The 19,392-nt window shown below is 70.0% G+C and carries 17 protein-coding genes and 1 riboswitch; of the genes, 4 read left to right on the plus strand and 13 right to left on the minus strand.

Features of this window, described 5'->3' with window-relative positions; all coding sequences use genetic code 11:
- Positions 1 to 6: 6 nt before the first annotated feature.
- Together JOM49_RS40020 and JOM49_RS40025 are read left to right on the plus strand one after the other, a co-directional pair.
- Positions 7 to 816 carry an ABC transporter ATP-binding protein gene (locus JOM49_RS40020; protein ID WP_308159032.1) on the plus strand — a complete coding sequence of 270 codons (810 nt, stop codon included), beginning with the start codon at positions 7 to 9 and terminating at the stop codon, positions 814 to 816.
- A gap of 14 nt (positions 817 to 830) precedes the next feature.
- A complete protein-coding gene (locus tag JOM49_RS40025; protein ID WP_209669725.1) occupies positions 831 to 1,487 on the plus strand; it encodes an O-methyltransferase in 657 nt (218 codons plus the stop codon).
- On the opposite strand, the gene JOM49_RS40030 is transcribed toward JOM49_RS40025, so the two are convergent.
- Positions 1,477 to 3,282, minus strand: a complete 1,806-nt coding sequence (locus JOM49_RS40030) for a transglycosylase domain-containing protein (protein ID WP_209669727.1) — start codon at positions 3,280 to 3,282, stop codon at positions 1,477 to 1,479. The genes JOM49_RS40025 and JOM49_RS40030 overlap by 11 nt on opposite strands.
- Positions 3,283 to 3,455: 173 nt before the next feature.
- Here JOM49_RS40030 and JOM49_RS40035 point away from each other — a divergent pair, with 173 nt between their 5' ends.
- Entirely contained in the window at positions 3,456 to 3,695 is a 240-nt protein-coding gene (locus tag JOM49_RS40035; RefSeq protein ID WP_209669729.1) for a hypothetical protein, read from the plus strand.
- Between the two features lie 5 nt (positions 3,696 to 3,700).
- On the opposite strand, the gene JOM49_RS40040 is transcribed toward JOM49_RS40035, so the two are convergent.
- From JOM49_RS40040 to JOM49_RS40095, 12 genes are all read right to left on the minus strand, one after another.
- Positions 3,701 to 4,435, minus strand: coding sequence for a FadR/GntR family transcriptional regulator (locus JOM49_RS40040; protein ID WP_372444190.1), 735 nt, complete (start codon positions 4,433 to 4,435; stop codon positions 3,701 to 3,703).
- Positions 4,436 to 4,548: 113 nt separating this feature from the next.
- Complete coding sequence (locus JOM49_RS40045) at positions 4,549 to 4,953, minus strand: hypothetical protein (protein WP_209669731.1); 405 nt, start codon at positions 4,951 to 4,953, stop codon at positions 4,549 to 4,551.
- 117 nt (positions 4,954 to 5,070) lie between these two features.
- Positions 5,071 to 6,444, minus strand: a complete 1,374-nt coding sequence (locus tag JOM49_RS40050; protein WP_209669733.1) for an L-serine ammonia-lyase — start codon at positions 6,442 to 6,444, stop codon at positions 5,071 to 5,073.
- Between the two features lie 14 nt (positions 6,445 to 6,458).
- A complete protein-coding gene (lipA, locus tag JOM49_RS40055) occupies positions 6,459 to 7,457 on the minus strand; it encodes a lipoyl synthase (RefSeq protein WP_209669735.1) in 999 nt (332 codons plus the stop codon).
- A complete protein-coding gene (gene glyA / locus JOM49_RS40060) occupies positions 7,454 to 8,725 on the minus strand; it encodes a serine hydroxymethyltransferase (protein WP_209669737.1) in 1,272 nt (423 codons plus the stop codon). The genes lipA and glyA overlap by 4 nt, the downstream gene beginning before the upstream one ends.
- A 2-nt stretch (positions 8,726 to 8,727) precedes the next feature.
- Positions 8,728 to 9,105 (minus strand): glycine cleavage system protein GcvH, encoded by a 378-nt coding sequence (gene gcvH / locus JOM49_RS40065; RefSeq protein WP_209669739.1) that lies wholly within the window; start codon positions 9,103 to 9,105, stop codon positions 8,728 to 8,730.
- Between the two features lie 56 nt (positions 9,106 to 9,161).
- Positions 9,162 to 10,250, minus strand: coding sequence for a glycine cleavage system aminomethyltransferase GcvT (gene gcvT, locus JOM49_RS40070; RefSeq protein WP_209669740.1), 1,089 nt, complete (start codon positions 10,248 to 10,250; stop codon positions 9,162 to 9,164).
- A gap of 3 nt (positions 10,251 to 10,253) precedes the next feature.
- Complete coding sequence (gcvP, locus tag JOM49_RS40075) at positions 10,254 to 13,031, minus strand: aminomethyl-transferring glycine dehydrogenase (protein WP_245371609.1); 2,778 nt, start codon at positions 13,029 to 13,031, stop codon at positions 10,254 to 10,256.
- Positions 13,032 to 13,136: 105 nt separating this feature from the next.
- Positions 13,137 to 13,240, minus strand: a riboswitch (glycine riboswitch).
- A 311-nt stretch (positions 13,241 to 13,551) separates the two neighbouring features.
- The gene (locus JOM49_RS40080) at positions 13,552 to 14,316 is read right to left on the minus strand and encodes a 3-oxoacyl-ACP reductase (protein WP_209669744.1); all 765 of its coding nucleotides are present in this window, start codon (positions 14,314 to 14,316) and stop codon (positions 13,552 to 13,554) included.
- On the minus strand, positions 14,317 to 15,687 hold the full coding sequence (locus tag JOM49_RS40085) for an aldehyde dehydrogenase family protein (protein WP_209669746.1): 1,371 nt from the start codon (positions 15,685 to 15,687) through the stop codon (positions 14,317 to 14,319).
- Positions 15,684 to 16,403, minus strand: coding sequence for a gamma-glutamyl-gamma-aminobutyrate hydrolase family protein (locus tag JOM49_RS40090; protein WP_209669749.1), 720 nt, complete (start codon positions 16,401 to 16,403; stop codon positions 15,684 to 15,686). Before JOM49_RS40090 ends, JOM49_RS40085 begins: the two co-directional genes overlap by 4 nt.
- The gene (locus JOM49_RS40095) at positions 16,384 to 17,748 is read right to left on the minus strand and encodes a glutamine synthetase family protein (RefSeq protein WP_209669751.1); all 1,365 of its coding nucleotides are present in this window, start codon (positions 17,746 to 17,748) and stop codon (positions 16,384 to 16,386) included. The genes JOM49_RS40090 and JOM49_RS40095 overlap by 20 nt, the downstream gene beginning before the upstream one ends.
- 201 nt (positions 17,749 to 17,949) lie before the next feature.
- On the opposite strand from JOM49_RS40095, the gene eat reads away from it, so the two are divergent.
- Positions 17,950 to 19,383, plus strand: coding sequence for an ethanolamine permease (gene eat / locus JOM49_RS40100; RefSeq protein ID WP_209669753.1), 1,434 nt, complete (start codon positions 17,950 to 17,952; stop codon positions 19,381 to 19,383).
- The last annotated feature ends 9 nt before the right edge of the window (positions 19,384 to 19,392 follow it).

A 19,392-nucleotide genomic window follows, 5' to 3' on the forward strand; every position in this document is an offset into this window, starting at 1 on the left:
AACCTAGTGACCTCGACGATCGCCGCATCGAACCGGCTGCGTTCCGACGCGCTGACCCTGGCCTACGACGGCCGGACCGTGGCCGAGGACCTCGCGGTCGAGATCCCGGACAACTCGTTCACCGTGATCGTCGGGCCGAACGCCTGCGGCAAGACCACGCTGCTGCGCGCGCTGTCCCGGATGATGAAGCCGCGCAAGGGTTCGGTGTACCTGGACGGGCAGGCGATCACCTCGCTGCCCGCCAAGTTCGTCGCGCGCACGCTCGGGCTGCTGCCGCAGAGTTCGGTCGCGCCGGACGGCATCACCGTGGCCGACCTGGTCGCGCGCGGCCGGTACCCGCACCAGAAGCTGCTGCGGCAGTGGTCGAAGGACGACGCCACGGTGGTCGCCGAGGCGATGGCCGCCACCGGGGTCGACGGGCTGGCCGAGCGCCTGGTCGACGAGCTGTCCGGCGGGCAGCGCCAGCGCGTGTGGCTGGCGATGGCGCTGGCGCAGCAGACCGATCTGCTGCTGCTGGACGAGCCGACCACGTTCCTGGACATCGCGCACCAGATGGACATCCTCGACCTGTGCGCGGACCTGCACGCCAAGCAGGGCCGCACGCTGGTCGCGGTGCTGCACGACCTGAACCACGCGGCCCGCTACGCCACGCACATGATCGCCATGCGCGACGGCCGCGTCCTCGCCTCCGGCACCCCGGACGAGGTGGTCACCGCCGCGAACGTGGAGGAGATCTTCGCGCTGCCGTGCTCGGTGATGCCGTGCCCGGAGACCGGCACGCCGCTGGTGATCCCGAAGGCCACCCGCCGGGGCTGAGTAGGTTGAGCGGCATGGACCAGCAGACTTGGACCGCCGTCGACCAGTACTTCACCAGCGCCCTGCTCCCGCCGGACCCGGCGCTGACCGCGACACTGGAGAGCAGCACGCGCGGCGGGCTGCCGCCGATCGCCGTGGCGCCGCTGCAGGGGAAACTGCTGCACCTGCTCGCGAAGCTGACCGGGGCGAAGTCGATCCTCGAGGTCGGCACGCTCGGCGGGTACAGCACGATCTGGCTGGCCAGGGCGCTGCCCGCGGACGGCAGGCTGATCACCCTGGAGTACGAGCCGAAGCACGCCGCGGTGGCGCGGGCGAACATCGAGGCGGCCGGGCTCGCCGACCGGGTGGAGGTCCGGGTGGGCGCCGCGCTCGACACGCTGCCCGAGCTGGAAGGCCCGTTCGACCTGTCGTTCATCGACGCGGACAAGGTGAACAACCCGGAGTACTTCCGCTGGGCGCTCGAATACTCGCGCCCGGGCAGCGTGATCGTGGTGGACAACGTGGTGCGTGGCGGCGCGGTCGTGCAGGCGGACAGCACGGACCCGTCGGTGCAGGGCGTGCGGAAGCTGCACGAGCTGATCGCGAACGAGCCGCGGGTGGACGCCACGGCCCTGCAGACCGTCGGCGACAAGGGTTACGACGGCCTCACCATCGCGCTGGTCACCTCCTGAACGCCCGCCAGATCTCCGCCGGCAGGGTCTCGCCGGTGATCCGGTTGTTGGCGGCGTCGCGCAGGCGGCGTTCTTCGTCGGCGCCCACCCAGACCACTGTGGACAGCCGGTCGGTGTAGCCCGCCAGCCAGGCACCCGCGTTGTCGCCGGTGTCGCCGAAGCGGTGTGAACCGGCCTTGGCGACCCCGTCCTCGCGGCGCAGCGCCTCGGTGACCCCGGCGGCGACCTGCGGTTCGATGGCGGGGGTGGCGGTGCTCTCGTGTTCCCAGAGCACCGTGCCCTCGTCGTCGAGGACCCGCTGCACGAAGTACGGCTGGGTCCGCAGGCCGTCCGCGGCGAAGGTGCCGTAGGCGGACGCGAGGTCGAGCGCGCGCACGGGGTAGGCGCCGACGGCGATGCCGGGGCCGATCGTCACGCCGTCCGGTTCCCGCAGCGTCGGGGTGCCGTCGAGGTCGGCGGGGATGCCGGCGTCCCTGGCGGCCTGGCTGACCGCGACCGCGCCGAACCGCCTGGTCATCTCGACGAACGGCGTGTCCACCGAGCCGCGGACGGCGTCGCGCACCGAGCACTCCGGCGCACCGCAACCGGCCTCGTTCTTCACCACGCGGCCGCCGTAGTCGAGCCGGTCCGGCGCCGGGTACTTCCGGTCCAGGTTCTCGCCCTGACGCAGCCCGGCCGCGACGACGAACGGGTGGAACGCCGAGCCGGGCGGCTGCGGCACCCCGGCGTAGTCGCGCACCCCCCAGTTCCCGCCCTGGTAGGCGCGGATCGCGCCGCTGCCCGGCTCGACGGCGACCAGCGCGGCACGCAGGTGGTTGGGCTGCCCGGCCAGTTGCTCCGCGACGGCCTTCTCGCCGTCGGCCTGCGCCTGGCGGTCCAACGTCGTTTCGATGCGCAGGCCGCCCTGGCGCAGCCGGTCGAGGCCGAAACCGTGGCTTTCCAACTCGGCCAGCACGCGGCGCTTCACGTGGTATTCGGAGTAGGTCAGGCGGCCCGCGCGGGTCTCGGCCGGTGGGACCACGACGTCGCCGGGGTACCGCATCTCCGCCCGCTCGGCCTCGCTCACGTAGCCGCGCGTGACCAGCTTCTCGGCCACGTAGTCCCAGCGTCTCGAGGCGTGCTCGTGGCTCGACGCCGCCGGGTCGTGCACCGACGGCGACTGGATCATCCCGGCGAGGAAGGCCGTCTCGCTCCAGGTCAGGTCCGCGAGCGGCTTGCCGAAGTAGGCGTTCGCCGCCGACGCCGGGCCGAAGGTGCCGCGGCCGAAGGAGATGATGTTGATGTAGCTCTCGAAGATTTCTTCCTTGCTGCGCTGCTGGGTGAGCTTCGTGGACAGCACCAGCTCGCTGAACTTGCGGAAGTAGCTGGCCTGGTCGGCGCCGGTGGCGTTCTTGATGTACTGCTGGGTGATGCCGGAGCCGCCGCCGACCCCGGTGACCGCGGCACGCAGGATGCCCAGCGGGTCGAAGCCCTCGTTCTGCCAGAAGGTCGGGTCCTCCACCGCGATGATCGCGTCGCGCAGCTTCGGCGGCACGTCGGCGTAGCGCACGTAGAGGCGGTCGCCGTCCTCCGGCACCACCTTCATCATCTCGGAGCCGTCCGTGTAGGCCAGCCCGGCGGTCCTGTCGAGGCCCGCGAGCACCTCCTGCGGGCTGCGCACGTCCAGCACCAGGTAGGCGACCACGAAAGCGGCCAGCGGCACCAGGATGACCAGCGACAACACCACGTAGGCCACGCGCCGGACGCGCCGCCAGGTGGTGGGCCGTTCCGGGGTTTCCACCTCGTCGTCTTCCACGGTTTCAAAGACGCTTGAATAGCTCCGGAGTTGCGTCCGGCGTTGTTCAGCCGCCGTTCGCTTTGCCCGGACCACCCATTAACCGTGCACGGACATCCTTTGACGAGCGGGCCGAATTGTGGTGATAACACCGGAAAGGGCAGCTCGCGGCATTTACTGGGGTGATTTCGGATATGCGTGAAAAGGTGGGCAAGGGGCTGGCGATCCTGGCGCTGGCGCTGACCGCGGGCACCGTCACGGCGGGCACCGCGGCGGCCACTCCGCTGCGTTACTACGACACCTTCTACGGTGAGAACGCCTGGTACTCGTGCCTGCAGCGCGGTTACCAGGGCATCAGCAACGGCGAGTGGTACGACTCGCAGTGCCGCGCGGGCAACGGCTGGGTCGACCTGTACATCCAGGTCGCGCCGTAGTTAGTTCAGTTGAGGAAACCGCGCAACAATGACGCGGTGCCTTCGATGTGCTCGGCCATGGCGCGGCGCGCCATGGCCGGGTCACCGGCGAGAATGGCTTCCACCACGGCTTCGTGCTGGGCGTTGGAATGCTCGAGGTTGGGTTCGAGCAGCGGGATTTCGTCGAGCAGCTGGTTGACCCGCATCCGCACGTCGGCGACGGCGGTGGTCAGCGATTTGGCCGCGGTCACCTCGGCGATCGCCAGGTGCAACCGCGAGTCGCGGCGGCGGTAGTCGTCCAGGTCGCTGGCCGAGGTCTCGGCGAGCGTGCTGGTCAGGTGCTGGCGCTCGCCGGGCGTCAGCGACCGCGCCGCCGCCATCTCGGCGGCGCCGGTTTCGAGCACGTGCCGCAGGCAGAGCGTGTCGTCGATGCGCTCGGGATCGATCTTGCGCCCCTTGCCGCGCGGGGTCGGCAAACTGGCGTTGACGAACGTGCCGCCGTACCGCCCGCGCCGCGACTCCACGTACCCCGCATCGGCCAGCGCGCGGATCGCCTCCCGCAAAGTCACCCGGCTCACGCCGAGGCGCTCGGCAAGCTCCCGCTCGGACGGCAACCGCTCCCCCGCCCCGACCACGCCGAGACGCACCGCCTGGAGCAGCCGCTCCACGGTCTCCTCGAACGCGTTGCCCGCCCGCACCGGCCGGAACAACGCGTCACCGGCACTCGCCACCACCGCCGGCCGATCGGGCTGCGCGCTCACGAACCCTCCTTCACCCGGGGCAAGACTTCACCGCGAGTGTAGATAGCCGCGCAAGAGCACCGGGTTCAGCCGAACCTCCGAGGGGCGGACGGACTCCGCGCACCAGAGGTGGGTCAGGTGCGCTGATCCTGTGCATCGTGGAAGCCACGGAAGTCGAAGAAGGACAGGCCTTCGTATCGCGCGTCGGTCCGGATGTCGTGTGCTGTCCACGCATGGTCGCTGTAGTCATCCATGGCGACGCCGCCTGCGTCGAGCAGTGTCAGGGCCAGACGGAGTATCTGCTCGGTGCCGTCGACCCGGCCGGACACGTCGATCGACACTGCCCAGGCAGGCCGGTGACCGACCGTCGCAGTCAGCTGCTCGATGGCCTCAGGCTCCCAATCCCGGTAGAGGGAGCCGTCGTCTTCGGAGACGAGTTCGACATACAGGACATCATCCACGAGCCATGGTTCGTTCTGGTGTGGCGAGAGCGCGTCGAGTATGGCGACGATGCCAGCCTGGTCCAGGCGCGGGAACACACATACCGACCGCATGCCGCAAGGCTGTCAGACATCGACAGGTGCCTCACGCAACCCTGCCCGAGACGCGGAGGCTGTTCGCGAGCGCTTCGAGCAGCTACCGGCTACGGGCGCGCGTCAGCATTCGATGACGTTGACGGCCAGGCCGCCGCGGGCGGTTTCCTTGTACTTGATCTTCATGTCGGCGCCGGTTTCGCGCATGGTCTTGATCGCCTTGTCGAGGGTGACCACGTGGCTGCCGTCGCCGCGCATGGCCATTCTGGCGGCGTGGATCGCCTTGGAGGCGCCCACGGCGTTCCGTTCGATGCACGGGATCTGCACCAGGCCGCCCACCGGGTCGCAGGTCAGGCCCAGGTGGTGCTCCACACCGATCTCCGCCGCGTTCTCCACCTGCGCCGGCGTGCCGCCGAGCACTTCGGTGAGGCCGGCCGCGGCCATCGCGCAGGCCGAGCCGACCTCGCCCTGGCAGCCGACTTCGGCACCCGAGATCGAGCCGGTCTGCTTGAGGATGGAGCCCAGCGCGCCCGCGGTCAGCAGGAACGTCACGATGCCGTCGTCGTCGGCGCCCTTGATGAACCGCTGGTAGTAGTGCAGCACCGCGGGGATGATCCCGGCCGCGCCGTTCGTCGGGGCGGTCACCACGCGGCCACCCGAGGCGTTCTCCTCGTTGACCGCCAGCGCGTACAGGCTCACCCAGTCCATCGCGTACAGCGCGTCGCCGACGCCGTCTTCGGCGGCCAGCTTCTGCGACAGCGAATGCGCCCGCCGAGGCACCTTCAGCCCGCCCGGCAGCACCCCGTCGTGCTCACACCCGGCCCGCACGCAGTCGACCATCACCTGCCAGATCTCCAGCAGCCCCGCCCGCACCTCTTCGCGCGTCCGCCAGACCAGCTCGTTGCGCAGCATGATCTCGCTGACCGGCAGGCCGGTTTCGGCGCAGTGCGCGAGCAGGTCGGCGCCGGTGCGGAACGGGTACGGCAGCTCGGTGCTGTCCTCGACGACGACGTGGTCGCTCTCGTACGACTCGTCCCGCACGAACCCGCCGCCGACCGAGTAGAACGTCCGCGACCGCAGCACCGCGCCGTCCGCGCCGAAGGCCTGGAAGGTCATGCCGTTCGGGTGCGCGGGCAGCGACTTGCGCCGGTGCAGGGTCAGGTCGGTGCCCGGGTCGAAGGCGATCTCGTGCTCGCCGCGCAGGCTGATCCGCCCGCGCTCGCGCATGCCCGCGATCAGCTCCGGCACCCGGTCGGTGTCCACCGACTCCGGCCGCTCCCCGGCCAGGCCGAGCAGCACCGCCTTGTCGCTGCCGTGCCCGTGCCCGGTGGCACCGAGCGAACCGAACAGCTCCGCCTTGATGCGGGCGGTGGCGCGGAGTTCGCCGTCCGCGGCCAGACCGTCCACAAAGGTCAGAGCCGCCCGCATCGGCCCGACCGTGTGCGAACTGGACGGGCCGATGCCGATGGAAAACAGGTCGAAAACGCTGATCGCCATTGATCCGCTCTTCTCTACCGGCTCAGGAGGCTGGTGGCCTCCTGCGCCGCGGGGCCCTGCGAGGTCAGGTGTGCCAGGTTCTCCGGCAGCTCCTCACCACGGTGGGCCTTGGTCTGCGCGTACAACCGCCCGGCCCGGTACGACGAACGCACCAGCGGACCCGCCATGACACCGGCGAAGCCCATGGCTTCGGCGGCCTGCGAGTGCTCCACGAACTCCTCCGGCTTCACCCACCGGTCCACCGGGTGATGCCGCGGCGACGGGCGCAGGTACTGGGTGATCGTCAGGATCTCGCACCCCGCGTCCACCAAATCCCGCATCGCCGGGGCCACCTCGTCCGGGGTTTCCCCCATGCCCAGGATCAGGTTCGACTTGGTCACCAGACCTGCTTCGCGGGCGGCGGTGATGACCTCCAGCGAACGGGCGTAGCGGAAACCGGGGCGGATACGCTTGAAGATCCGCGGCACCGTCTCCACATTGTGCGCCAGCACCTCCGGCCGCGAACCGAACACCTCAGCCAACTGGGCGGGGTCGGCGTTGAAATCCGGGATCAGCAACTCCACCCCAGTACCCGGATTCAGCGCATGAATCTGCCGCACGGTCTCGGCATACAACCAGGCGCCACCGTCGGGCAGGTCGTCGCGGGCGACACCGGTGACCGTGGAGTAACGCAGCCCCATCGCCTGCACCGACTCGGCGACCTTGCGCGGCTCGCTACGGTCCAGCTCCGCCGGGCGGCCCGTGTCGATCTGGCAGAAATCACACCGCCGCGTGCACTGATCCCCACCGATCAGGAACGTGGCCTCACGGTCTTCCCAGCATTCGTAGATGTTGGGACAACCGGCTTCTTCGCAGACGGTGTGCAGACCCTCCCGGCGCACCAAGCTCTTCAGCTCGGTGAACTCCGGACCCATCCGCGCCCGCGTCTTGATCCACGACGGCTTCTTCTCGATCGGCGTCTGACTGTTGCGAACCTCGAGCCGCAACAGCTTCCGACCATCCGGGGCGGTCATCCCAGGTCCGCGTACAACGGGTGCTTCTTGGCCAGCAGTTCGACCCTGGCCCGCAGCGACTGCTCGGCCGCGGCGTCGAAGTCCGGCCGCAGCGCGGTGGCGATCACGTCGGCGACCTCGGCGAAGTCCTCGGCGGTGAACCCGCGGGTGGCCAGCGCCGGGGTGCCGATGCGCAGCCCGGAGGTGATCATCGGCGGCCGCGGGTCGAACGGCACCGCGTTGCGGTTGACCGTGATGCCCACCGAGTGCAGCCGGTCCTCCGCCTGCTTGCCGTCCAAAGTGGACTCGACCAGGTCGACCAGCACCAGGTGCACCTCGGTGCCGCCGGTCAGCACGCGCACGCCTGCCTCGGCGCAGTCGGCCTGCGAGAGCCGGTCCGCCAGGATCTTCGCGCCTTCGAGCACGCGGCGCTGCCGCTCGGCGAACTCCTCGCTCGCGGCGATCTTCAGCGCCACCGCCTTCGCGGCGATCACGTGCTCCAGCGGCCCGCCCTGCTGGCCGGGGAACACCGCCGAGTTGATCTTCTTCGCCAGCTCCTGCTTGGCGAAGATCAGCCCGCCGCGCGGCCCGCCGAGGGTCTTGTGCGTGGTCGTGGTGACGATGTCGGCGTGCGGCACCGGGCTCGGGTGCAGCCCCGCCGCGACCAGGCCGGCGAAGTGCGCCATGTCCACCATCAGCTTGGCGTCCACCTTGTCCGCGATGCGGCGGAACTCGGCGAAGTCCAGCTGACGCGGGTAGGCCGACCAGCCCGCGATGATCAGCTTCGGCTTGCTCTCGGTGGCCAGGCGCTCGACCTCGGCCATGTCGACGATGCCGGTCTCCTGGTCGACGTGGTAGGCCACCACGTTGTACAGCTTGCCGGAGAAGTTCAGCTTCATCCCGTGCGTCAGGTGCCCGCCGTGCGCCAGGTCCAGGCCGAGGATGGTGTCACCGGGGCTGAGCACCGCGGCCATCGCGGCGGCGTTGGCCTGCGCGCCCGAATGCGGCTGCACGTTGGCGAACTCGGCGCCGAACAGGGCCTTCGCCCGGTCGATCGCCAGCTGCTCGATCACGTCGACGTGCTCGCAGCCGCCGTAGTAGCGGCGCCCGGGGTAGCCCTCGGCGTACTTGTTGGTCAGGACCGAGCCCTGCGCCTCGAGCACGCCCTGCGGCGCGAAGTTCTCGGAGGCGATCATCTCCAGGGTGGACTGCTGGCGGTGCAGCTCGTCGGCGACCGCGGCGGCCACCTCCGGGTCCACAGTGGACAGGTCAGCGTCGAAGGTACCCATGCTCACGCCTCCTCGCTGGTCAGCTCGCGGTAGCGGTCGGCGTCGAGCAGCTCGGGCAGCTCGGTGGCGCGCACGCGGAAGAGCCAGCCCTTGCCGTACGGGTCGGAGTTGATCAACTCGGGCTCGTCGGCCACGGCACCGTTGATCTCGACGACCTCGCCGGTGGCCGGGGCGAACAGCTCGCTGACCGACTTGGTGGACTCGATCTCGCCACACGGCGAGCCGGCGGTCAGCGTGGAGCCGACCTCGGGCAGCTGCACGTAGACGACGTCACCGAGGGATTCGGCGGCGAAGGCGGTGATGCCCACAGTGGACACCCCGTCCTCCTCGCGAATCCATTCGTGCTCGGCGGTGTAGCGCAGTTCCTGGGGGATGGTCATTTTCGAGAAGTCCTTTGGCGTTTCGGGGGTCCGGGGGTTGTCCCCCGAGCAGTGTCTCAGCGCTTGTAGAACGGCAAGGCGACGACCTCGACGGGTTCGACGCGGCCTCGGATGTCGACGGAGAGTTTGGCACCCGGGTCCGACAGTCCGGGCGGCACATACGCCATGGCGATGGGATACCCCAGTGTGGGTGACAGGGCGCCGCTGGTGATCTCGCCGACCACCGTTCCCCCGTCCAGCACGGGGTAGCCGTGCCGGGGCGCGCGGCGGCCCGAGCCGGTCAGGCCGACGAGCACGCGCTCGGCCTCGGCGTCACGGCGCTTCGCCAGCGCCGCCTTGCCGACGAAGTCCTCGTCCTTGTCGAACTTGACCACGCGGCCCAGCCCGGCCTCGAAGGGGGTCAGCTCGGAGCTGAGTTCGTTGCCGTACAACGGCATCCCGGCTTCGAGGCGGAGCGTGTCACGGCAGGCGAGCCCGGCGGGCACCAGGCCGTGCGGCTGCCCGGCCTCGGTCAGCGTCTGCCAGATCTCCGGCGCGACGGCCGCGTCGACGTACAGCTCGAAGCCGTCTTCCCCGGTGTAGCCGGTGCGGGCCAGGAGCACGTCGTGGCCGCCGACCGCGGTCGGCACCGAGGCGTAGTACTTCAGCGCGGACAGGTCCGCGTCGCACACCGCACCGACGATGGCGGGCGAATTCGGGCCCTGGACGGCGATCAGCGCGACCTCGGCCGACCGGTCGGTCACCTGCGTGTCGAAGCCCTGAGCCCGCTCGCGCAGCGCTTCGGCGACCACCGCGGCGTTGCCCGCGTTCGCCACCACCAGGTACTTCTCCTCGGCCAGGCGGTAGACGACCAGGTCGTCCAGCACGCCGCCGGACTCCGCGCACAGCATGGTGTAGCGCGCCCGGCCGACCGAAACCGCGGACAGCTTGCCGACCAGCGCGTGGTCGAGAGCGCGGGCGGCCTCCGGCCCGGTCAGCTCGATCTCCGCCATGTGCGAGAGGTCGAACAGGCCCGCCGCCTCGCGCACGGCCTTGTGCTCGGCCAGTTCGCTGGCGTAGCGCACCGGCATCGACCAGCCGGCGAAGTCGGTGAACGAGGCGCCGAGTCCGGAGTGGACTTCGTGCAGGGGGGATTTCGTGGTCACGGTTCAGCCTTCGTAGGAAGAGAGGGGCGGGCAGGAGCAGACGAGGTTGCGGTCGCCGCGGGCGCCGTCGATGCGCCGCACCGGTGGCCAGTACTTGCCCTTCGCCTTCACCCCGGCCGGGTAGACCGCGAGCTTGCGGTCGTACGGCAGGTCCCAGTCCCCGGTCAGCACCTCGGCGGTGTGCGGGGCGTTGCGCAGCGGGCTCTGCTCGACGGCCCAGCGGCCTTCGGCGACCGCGGTGATCTCCGCGCGGATGGCGATCATCGCGTCGCAGAAGCGGTCCAGCTCGGCCAGGTCCTCGCTCTCGGTGGGCTCGACCATCAGCGTGCCCGCCACCGGGAACGACATCGTCGGCGCGTGGAACCCGTAGTCGACCAGGCGCTTGGCCACGTCGTCCACGGTCACGCCGGTCTCCTTGGTGATCCCGCGCAGGTCCAGGATGCACTCGTGCGCGACCAGGCCGGACTGACCGGCGTAGAGCACCGGGTAGTGGGCACGCAGGCGGGCGGCGACGTAGTTGGCGGCCAGCACGGCCACCTTGGTCGCGTTCGTCAGCCCCTCGGCGCCCATCATCCGCACGTAGGCCCAGGAGATCGGCAGGATCGAGGCCGAGCCGTAGGGCGCCGCGGTGATCGGGCCGACGCCGGTCTCCGGGCCCGCGCCACCGTCGAGCGGGTGGTTCGGCAGGTACGGCGCCAGGTGCGAGCGCACCGCCACCGGGCCGACGCCGGGGCCACCGCCACCGTGCGGGATGCAGAAGGTCTTGTGCAGGTTCAGGTGCGAGACGTCGCCGCCGAACTTGCCCGGTTTGGCCAGCCCGAGCAGCGCGTTGAGGTTCGCGCCGTCGACGTAGACCTGGCCGCCGTGCTCGTGCACGATCGAGGCGATCTCCTCGATGCCGTGCTCGTACACCCCGTGCGTGGACGGGTAGGTGATCATGATCGCGGAGAGGGTGTCGCGGTGCTCTTCGGCCTTCTTGCGCAGGTCCGCGAGGTCGACGTCACCGTCGGAAGTGCAGGCGACGACCACCACGCGCATCCCGGCCATCACCGCCGAAGCCGCGTTGGTGCCGTGCGCCGACGACGGGATGAGGCAGACTTCGCGCTCCGGCTGCCCGTTCGCGCGGTGGTAGGCGGTGATCGCCAGCAGGCCGGCGAACTCGCCCTGGCTGCCCGCGTTCGGCTGCAGCGAGACGGTGTCGTAGCCGGTGACCTCGGCGAGCCAGCCGGACAGCTGCTCCACCAGCGCGCGGTAGCCCGCGCTGTCCTCGACCGGGGCGAACGGGTGCAGCCCGGCGAACTCCGGCCAGCTGATCGGCTCCATCTCGGCCGTGGCGTTGAGCTTCATCGTGCACGAGCCGAGCGGGATCATGCCGCGGTCGAGCGCGTAGTCCTGATCGGACAGATAACGCAGGTAGCGCAGCATCGCCGTTTCCGAGCGGTGCGTGTGGAACACCTCGTGCGACAGGTAGTCGGTCGAGCGCGCCAGGTCACCGGGCAGCACCGCGGTCTCGCCGGGCTTCGCGTTGGCCTCCAGCTCGAAGGCGAGCAGCACGCGGTGCAGCGTGTCGGTCGCGGTGACCTCGTCGCAGGCGATGCGGACGTGGTCGGCGTCGACGCGGCCCAGGTTCACGCCGAACCGGCGGGCGTCGCTGATGACCTGCTCCGCCTTGCCCGGCACGCGCACCAGCAGGGTGTCGAAGTAGTTCTCGTGAACGACCTCCACGCCGCCGTCGCGCAGGGCGGCGGCCAGGCCGGTGGTCAGCGAGTGGACCCGCTCGGCGATCCGCTTCAACCCGTCGGGGCCGTGGTAGACCGCGTACATCGCGGCCAGCACGGCGGGCAGCACCTGCGCGGTGCAGATGTTCGAAGTCGCCTTCTCACGGCGGATGTGCTGCTCACGGGTCTGCAGCGCGAGGCGGTAGGCGGGCGCGCCGTCGGCGTCCACCGAAACGCCGACCAGCCGGCCCGGCAGCGAGCGCTCCAGCCCGGCGCGCACGGCCATGTACCCGGCGTGCGGGCCGCCGAAGCCCAGCGGCAGGCCGAAGCGCTGCGTGGTGCCCGCGGCGATGTCGGCGCCGAACTCACCCGGCGCCTCGACCAAGGTCAGCGCGAGCAGGTCCGCGGCCACGGTGTACAGCGCGCCCGCGGCATTCGCGGCCTCGGAGATACGCTGGTAGAAGCCCTTTTCCCGGAGCACGCCCGAAGCGCCCGGGTACTGCACGACCACGCCGAAGAACTCCTCGGGCAGCCCCGCCGAGAGGTCACGGACGTCGAGGTCGATGCCGAGCGCCTCGGCCCGGGTGCGGACCACCGCAATCGTTTGCGGCATGGTCTCCGCGTCGAGGACCACGGTCTGCGACTTGGCCTTCGACTGGCGGCGCATCAGCATCACGGCCTCGGCCACCGCGGTCGACTCGTCCAGCAGCGAGGCGTTCGCGGTCTTCAGGCCGGTCAGGTCGGCGACCATGGTCTGGAAGTTGAGCAGTGCTTCGAGGCGGCCCTGCGAGATCTCCGGCTGGTACGGGGTGTAGGCCGTGTACCAGGCCGGGTTCTCCAGCACGTTGCGGCGGATCACCGGCGGGGTGATCGTGTCGTGGAAGCCCAGGCCGATCATCTGCGTCATCGGCCGGTTGCGGGCGGCGAGGCGGCGAAGCTCCGCGGTGGCCTCGGTCTCCGACGCGGGCTCCGGCAGGTCCAGCCCGGTGGTGAGGCGGATGGCGTTCGGCACGGCCGCTTCGACCAGCGCCTCGAGGCTGCCGTAGCCGCATTCGGCCAGCATCTTGGCCTGCTCGGGATCACCTGGACCGATGTGGCGGGCGGCGAACGGGCTGCTGCTCACTGGAGCTCCTCGCGTCGGGCATGGGCATGGGGACCCACTGCTGGGAACTCCCCCTCTGTCATGGCACCTGAGAGTTTCACCGCGCGCTCGAGCGCGGCTTTCACCTTGGGTGAGGCGCGCGGATGCGCCTGCTTTCCAGAGTGGCCTGGCCTGAAGCGGTGTGCTACCTGAGAGATTGCTGGGGAGTTTGCTCCTTCGGTGCCTCGTTCCGCGCTCGCTTGCTCACTTGCTTGCTCGCGCGGCGAGAACTCTCCCGCTCCGGCTCGTGTCAGCCCGATATGAAGTTTTCGCCTCGCGAGTACCGTACGGCGTCGCACACCGCCCCGTCCACCTGTGTTCAGTAGCTCACAGCGGACCCGGGTGGCAACGCTAGGAGTGGGGCATTACTTGCATCCATTGCAAGTAATGCCCCACTCATAGCATTCGCGGAGGCATCCGGCTGCGGTCTGTGCGCATGGAGTTACAGCGGGGTGACGTAAGCCCCCGAGATGCCACCGTCCACCAGGAACTGGGAAGCCGTGATGAACGAGGCGTCGTCGCTGGCCAGGAAGGCGACGGCGGCGGCCAGTTCCTCCGGTTCGGCGAACCGGCCGAGCGGCACGTGCACCAGTCGTCGCGCGGCGCGTTCGGGGTCCTTGGCGAACAGCTCCTTGAGCAGCGGGGTGTTCACCGGTCCCGGGCACAGCGCGTTGATCCGGATGCCTTCGCGGGCGAACTGCACGCCCAGTTCCCGCGTCATCGACAGCACCCCGCCCTTGGACGCGCTGTACGAGATCTGCGAGGTCGCCGCGCCCATCACGGCCACGAACGAAGCGGTGTTCACGATCGAGCCCTTGCCCTGCGCCCGCATGTGCGGGATCGCGTACTTGCAGCACAGGTACACCGAGGTCAGGTTGACCCGCTGCACCTTCTCCCACGCCTCGAGGCCGGTGGTCAGGATCGAGTCGTCCTCCGGCGGGGAGATGCCGGCGTTGTTGAAGGCGACGTCCAGCGAGCCGTACTCGTCGACCGCGGTCTGGAACAGGGCCTTGACCTGCTCCTCGTCGGTCACGTCGGTCCGCACGAACAACCCGCCGACCTCGTCAGCGACGGCCTTCCCGGCGGCCTCGGCGATATCGGCGATGACCACCTTGGCGCCCTCTTCGGCGAGCCGCCGGGCCGTGGCCAGCCCGATTCCGCTGCTGCCGCCGGTGATCGTCACCACGCGTCCGTCGAACCGCTGCATCTAGGCCTCCTCCGTCGAAATGAACACGTTCTTGGTCTCGGTGAAGGCGTCCACCGCGTCGGGGCCCAGTTCCCGGCCGAGGCCGGACTGCTTGAAGCCGCCGAACGGCGTCCAGTAGCGCACCGAGGAGTGCGAGTTGACCGAGAGGTTCCCGGCCTGGACCCCGCGCGACACCCGCAGCGCGCGGCCGACGTCCCTGGTCCAGATCGAGCCGGACAGCCCGTACTCGGTGTGGTTGGCCAGTTTCACCGCGTCCGCTTCGTCGTCGAACGGCACCACGGCCACCACCGGCCCGAAGATCTCCTCGCTGGCCAGCGGGTGCCGCAGGTCCGGCGGGGTCACCACGGTCGGCGGGAACCAGTACCCGGCGCCCTCCGGCGCGCTGCCGCGGAAGGCCACCGGCGCATCGTCGTCCACATAGGACGAGACCTTGGCCAGGTGCCGCGCGGAGATCAGCGGCCCCATCTCGGTCGTCTCGGCGGACGGGTCGCCGACCACCACGCCGCGCACCGCGGGCTCCAGCAGTTCCATGAACCGCTCGTACACCGACGACTGCACCAGGATCAGCGAACGCGCGCAGCAGTCCTGCCCGGCGTTGTCGAACACGCCGTAGGGCGCGGTCGCCGCGGCTTTCTCCAGGTCGGCGTCGGCGAAGACCAGGTTCGCGTTCTTGCCGCCCAGCTCCAGCGTCACCCGCTTCACCTGGGCCGCGCAGCCCGCCATGATCTGCTTGCCGACCTCGGTGGACCCGGTGAAGACCACCTTGCGCACCAGCGGGTGCTCGACGAACCGCTGCCCCACCACCGAACCCTTGCCCGGCAGCACCTGGAAGACGTCCTCGGGGATGCCCGCCTGCCTGGCCAGCTCGGCCAGCCGGAGCGCGGTCAGCGGGGTCAGCTCGGCGGGCTTGAGCACCACGGTGTTGCCCGCGGCCAGCGCGGGCGCGAAGCCCCAGCCGGCGATCGGCATCGGGAAGTTCCACGGCACGATCACGCCGACCACGCCGAGCGGCTCCTGGAAGGTCACGTTCAGCCCGCCCGGCACCGGGATCTGCTTGCCGATCAGGCGTTCCGGCGCGGCCGAGTAGTAGTGCAGCACGTCGCGGACGTTGCCGGCCTCCCAGCGCGCGTTGCCGATGGTGTGGCCGGAATTGACCACTTCCAGCTGCGCCAGGTGCTCGCGGTCGTCGTCCACCGCGTCGGCGAACCGGCGCAGGAGCCGCGCGCGGTCACCCGGCGCCACCGCCTGCCACGCGGGCAACGCGGCGTGCGCCCGCCGGATCGCCGCGTCGGTCTCCTCGGCCGACGTCAGCTCGACCGAGCGCACGGTCTCCTCGGTCGCCGGGTTGATGACCTCGAATGTGGTGCTCATGCCTTCCCTTTCCCCGCTTGGCCGACCAGCGCGGCGAACAGCCGGAAGTCGTCCAGGTCCTGTTCCGGGTGCCACTGCACGCCGAGCACGAACCGCTCGCCCGGCACCTCGACCGCCTCGATGGTCCCGTCGGCCGCCCAGCCCACGGCCTGAAGCCCTTCGCCCAGTTCCTCCACCGCCTGGTGGTGGTAACACCGGCACTTCGTCTGCCCACCGAGGATCGCCGCGGCCCGGCTGCCCTCGGCGAGCCGCACGTCGGTCAGGCCGAAGGTGGCCACCGCGGGCTGGTGCTCGCTGGAGCCGAGCCGGTCGGGCAGGTGCTGGGTGAGCGTGCCGCCGAAGGCCACGTTGAGCACCTCCATGCCGCGGCACACGCCCAGCACCGGCAGGCCCGCCGCGAGCGCCCGGTCCAGCAGGGCGAACTCGAACTCGTCGCGCGCGGGCCGGGTCACCGTGGTCGGGTGAGGTTCCTGCCCGTACCGCGACGGCTCGATGTCGGCGCCGCCGACGAGCACCAGCCCGTCCAGCGCCGACGCCAGTTCGGCGTGCCCGAAGCCGACCGGCGGCAGCAGCAGCGGCACGCCGCCCGCCCGCGTCACCGCCTCGACGTACCCGCCGTGCAGGACCGCGGCCTCGGTCTCCCACACCCCGAACGAGGTCCGTTCGAGGTAGGTGGTGAGGCCGATGAGCGGCCGCCTAGAGTCGTTCGAAACCACGTACTCGCTCCCAATCGGTGACCGCGGCGTCGAAGGCGGTCAGCTCGACCTTCGCCGCGTTCAGGTAGTGCTCCACCACGTCCTCGCCGAAGGCCGCGCGGGCGACCTCGCTGCCCCTGAGCAGTTCCGCCGCCTCGCGCAGGGTGGTCGGCACGGTCGGCTTGCCCGAGGTGTAGGCGTTCCCCTGGAGTTCCGGCTCCAGCGGCAGTTCGTTCTCGATGCCGTGCAGCCCGGCGGCGATGAGCGCGGCGACGGCCAGGTACGGGTTGACGTCCCCGCCGGGCACCCGGTTCTCCACCCGCAGCGACTGGCCGTGGCCGACCACGCGCAGCGCGCAGGTGCGGTTGTCCGTGCCCCAGGCGACCGAGGTCGGCGCGAAGCTGCCGGGCACGAAACGCTTGTAGGAGTTGATGTTCGGCGCGAAGAAGTAGGTCAGCTCGCGCAGGCACGCCAGTTGCCCGGCGAGGAAGTGCTCCATCAGCTTCGAGAAGCCGCCGGGACCGTCACCGGAAAGCACCGGTTCGCCGTCGAGCGAGCGCAGGCTGATGTGGATGTGGCAGGAGTTGCCCTCGCGCTCGTCGTACTTCGCCATGAAGGTCAGGCTCTTGCCCTCCTGCGCGGCGATCTCCTTGGCACCGTTCTTGTAGATGCCGTGGTTGTCGCAAGTGGACAGCGCGTCGGTGTAGCGGAAGGCGATCTCCTGCTGCCCGGGGTTGCACTCGCCCTTGGCCGACTCCACGTACAGCCCGGCGCCGGTCATCGCGTTGCGGATCCGGCGCAGCAGCGGCTCCAGCCGCGCGGTGCCGAGCATCGAATAGTCCACATTGTACTGATTGGCCGGGGTCAGCTCGCGGTAGCCGGACTTCCACGCGCGCTCGTAGGAGTCCTCGAAGACGATGAACTCGAGTTCGGTGCCGACGAAGGCGCCGAGCCCGCGCTCGGCCAGCCGGTCCAGCTGCTTCTTCAGCACTTGGCGCGGGGAAACGGTGACTTCGCCGCCCTCCACCCATTCCACGTCGGCGAGCACCATCGCGGTGCCCTCCTGCCACGGGACCAGGCGCAGCGTGTCGAAGTCGGGGCGCAGCACGCAGTCGCCGTACCCGCGTTCCCAGGAGGAGATCGCGTAGCCGTCGACGGTGTTCATGTCCACGTCCACGGCGAGCAGGTAGTTGCAGGCTTCGGTGGCGTGCGGCACGACCTCGTTGAGGAAGTACTCGGCCGCGCACCGCTTGCCCTGCAGGCGGCCCTGCATGTCGGTCATCGCCACCAGGACGGTGTCCACAGTGCCGTCCTCGACGAGTTCCCGCAGCTCGTCGAGCGTCAGCATGCCCTTGCGTTTGCCCATCGACCGACACCTCTTTCGTCCCGCACAGCTAATGGAACTGTACAGACCCATTGGATGACCTTCGTACCGGTGCTGCGGGGCGCAGTCAACCGCCTCGCGGGCGCCTTGACAAACCGGGGGTGATGGCCGAACCTCGGACAACTTCAAAGGACTGTCCAGGGATCCATTGGGGTGCCGGGGCGTGACCCGCAGGGAGTCCAGATGGCACGCGGCAAGGTCGAGTACAACCAGGTCGGCGCCGACTACCTCAAGCAGAGACAGCTCAAACGCGGGGCCGCGGGCTGGCTGCTGCTGGCCGGTCTGGGGGTCTCCTACGTCATCTCCGGGGACTTCGCCGGGTGGAACTTCGGGCTGGAGAAGGGCGGCTGGGGCGGCCTGCTGATCGCCACCGTGCTGATGGCGGTGATGTACGGCTGCATGGTGTTCGGGCTCGCGGAGATGTCCTCGGCGTTGCCGGTGGCCGGTGCGGGTTACGGGTTCGCGCGGCGTGCGCTGGGCCCGCTCGGCGGCTTCGCCACGGGCGTGGCGATCCTCATCGAGTACTCGATCGCGCCCGCCGCGATCTCCATCTTCATCGGCGGTTACGTGGAAACGCTCGGCTTGTTCGGGCTGACCAACAGCTGGCCGGTGTACCTGGTCTGCTACCTGATCTTCATCGGGATCCACCTGCGCGGGGTGGGCGAGGCGCTGCGGGTGATGTTCGTGATCACCGCGGTCGCCGTGGTCGCGCTGGTGTTGTTCGCGGTGGGCATGGTGCCGAAGTTCGACGGCGCCAAGCTCTTCGACATCCCGGCCACGGACGCCTTCGGCGCTTCGTCGTTCCTGCCCTTCGGCATCACCGGTGTGCTGGCGGCGTTGGTCTACGGCATCTGGTTCTTCCTCGCGGTCGAAGGCGTGCCGCTGGCCGCGGAGGAGGCACGCGACCCGAAGCGCGACATGCCGCGCGGCATCATCGCCGCGATGGCCGCGCTCGTGGTGTTCGCCGCGCTGATCCTGGTGCTGGCGCCGGGCGGTTCGGGATCGGCGGCGCTGGCCGGCTCGAACAACCCGCTCGTGGACGCCGCGAAGGTCGCTTACGGCGGGGACAACTGGGTCAGCCAGATCGTCAACTACGTCGGCCTCGCCGGGCTGGTCGCCAGTTTCTTCTCGATCATCTACGCCTACTCGCGGCAGTTGTTCGCGCTTTCGCGGGCGGGTTACCTGCCGCGGTGGCTGTCGAAGACGGGCAAGCGGAAGACACCGTACCTGGCGCTGATCGTGCCGGGGACCGTCGGTTTCCTCCTGGCTTTCGCCATCGGTGAAGGCGATCTGCTGATCAACATCGCCGTCTTCGGCGCGACGGTTTCCTATGTGCTGCTGAACCTTTCGCACATCGTGCTGCGCAAGCGCGAGCCGAACTTGGAACGCCCGTACCGCACGCCGGGCGGAGCCTGGACCACCGGCGTGGCACTGGTGCTGGCGGCGGCCGCGGTGGTGGCCACCTTCCTGGTGGACGTACTGGCGGCGGCGATCACCGGCGGCATCTTCGTGCTGGCGCTGGCGTACTTCTGGTTCTACAGCCGGCACCACCTGGTCGCCAGCGCGCCGGAGGAGGAGTTCGCCGCCATCCAGCGAGCCGAGTCCGAATTGGGCTAGCCGGGCTTA

The sequence above is a fragment of the Amycolatopsis magusensis genome, assembly GCF_017875555.1.
Classification (GTDB): domain Bacteria; phylum Actinomycetota; class Actinomycetes; order Mycobacteriales; family Pseudonocardiaceae; genus Amycolatopsis; species Amycolatopsis magusensis.

What these genes read in the sequence shown, in the direction of transcription:
- JOM49_RS40025 (WP_209669725.1), top strand. Translation starts at nt 831, where the DNA reads ATGGACCAGCAGACTTGGACCGCCGTCGACCAGTACTTCACCAGCGCC.
- JOM49_RS40035 (WP_209669729.1), top strand. Translation starts at nt 3,456, where the DNA reads ATGCGTGAAAAGGTGGGCAAGGGGCTGGCGATCCTGGCGCTGGCGCTG.
- JOM49_RS40050 (WP_209669733.1), bottom strand. Translation starts at nt 6,444, where the DNA reads ATGGCGATCAGCGTTTTCGACCTGTTTTCCATCGGCATCGGCCCGTCC.
- lipA (WP_209669735.1), bottom strand. Translation starts at nt 7,457, where the DNA reads ATGACCGCCCCGGATGGTCGGAAGCTGTTGCGGCTCGAGGTTCGCAAC.
- glyA (WP_209669737.1), bottom strand. Translation starts at nt 8,725, where the DNA reads ATGGGTACCTTCGACGCTGACCTGTCCACTGTGGACCCGGAGGTGGCC.
- gcvH (WP_209669739.1), bottom strand. Translation starts at nt 9,105, where the DNA reads ATGACCATCCCCCAGGAACTGCGCTACACCGCCGAGCACGAATGGATT.
- gcvP (WP_245371609.1), bottom strand. Translation starts at nt 13,031, where the DNA reads ATGCTGGCCGAATGCGGCTACGGCAGCCTCGAGGCGCTGGTCGAAGCG.
- JOM49_RS40080 (WP_209669744.1), bottom strand. Translation starts at nt 14,316, where the DNA reads ATGCAGCGGTTCGACGGACGCGTGGTGACGATCACCGGCGGCAGCAGC.
- JOM49_RS40085 (WP_209669746.1), bottom strand. Translation starts at nt 15,687, where the DNA reads ATGAGCACCACATTCGAGGTCATCAACCCGGCGACCGAGGAGACCGTG.
- JOM49_RS40095 (WP_209669751.1), bottom strand. Translation starts at nt 17,748, where the DNA reads ATGGGCAAACGCAAGGGCATGCTGACGCTCGACGAGCTGCGGGAACTC.
- eat (WP_209669753.1), top strand. Translation starts at nt 17,950, where the DNA reads ATGGCACGCGGCAAGGTCGAGTACAACCAGGTCGGCGCCGACTACCTC.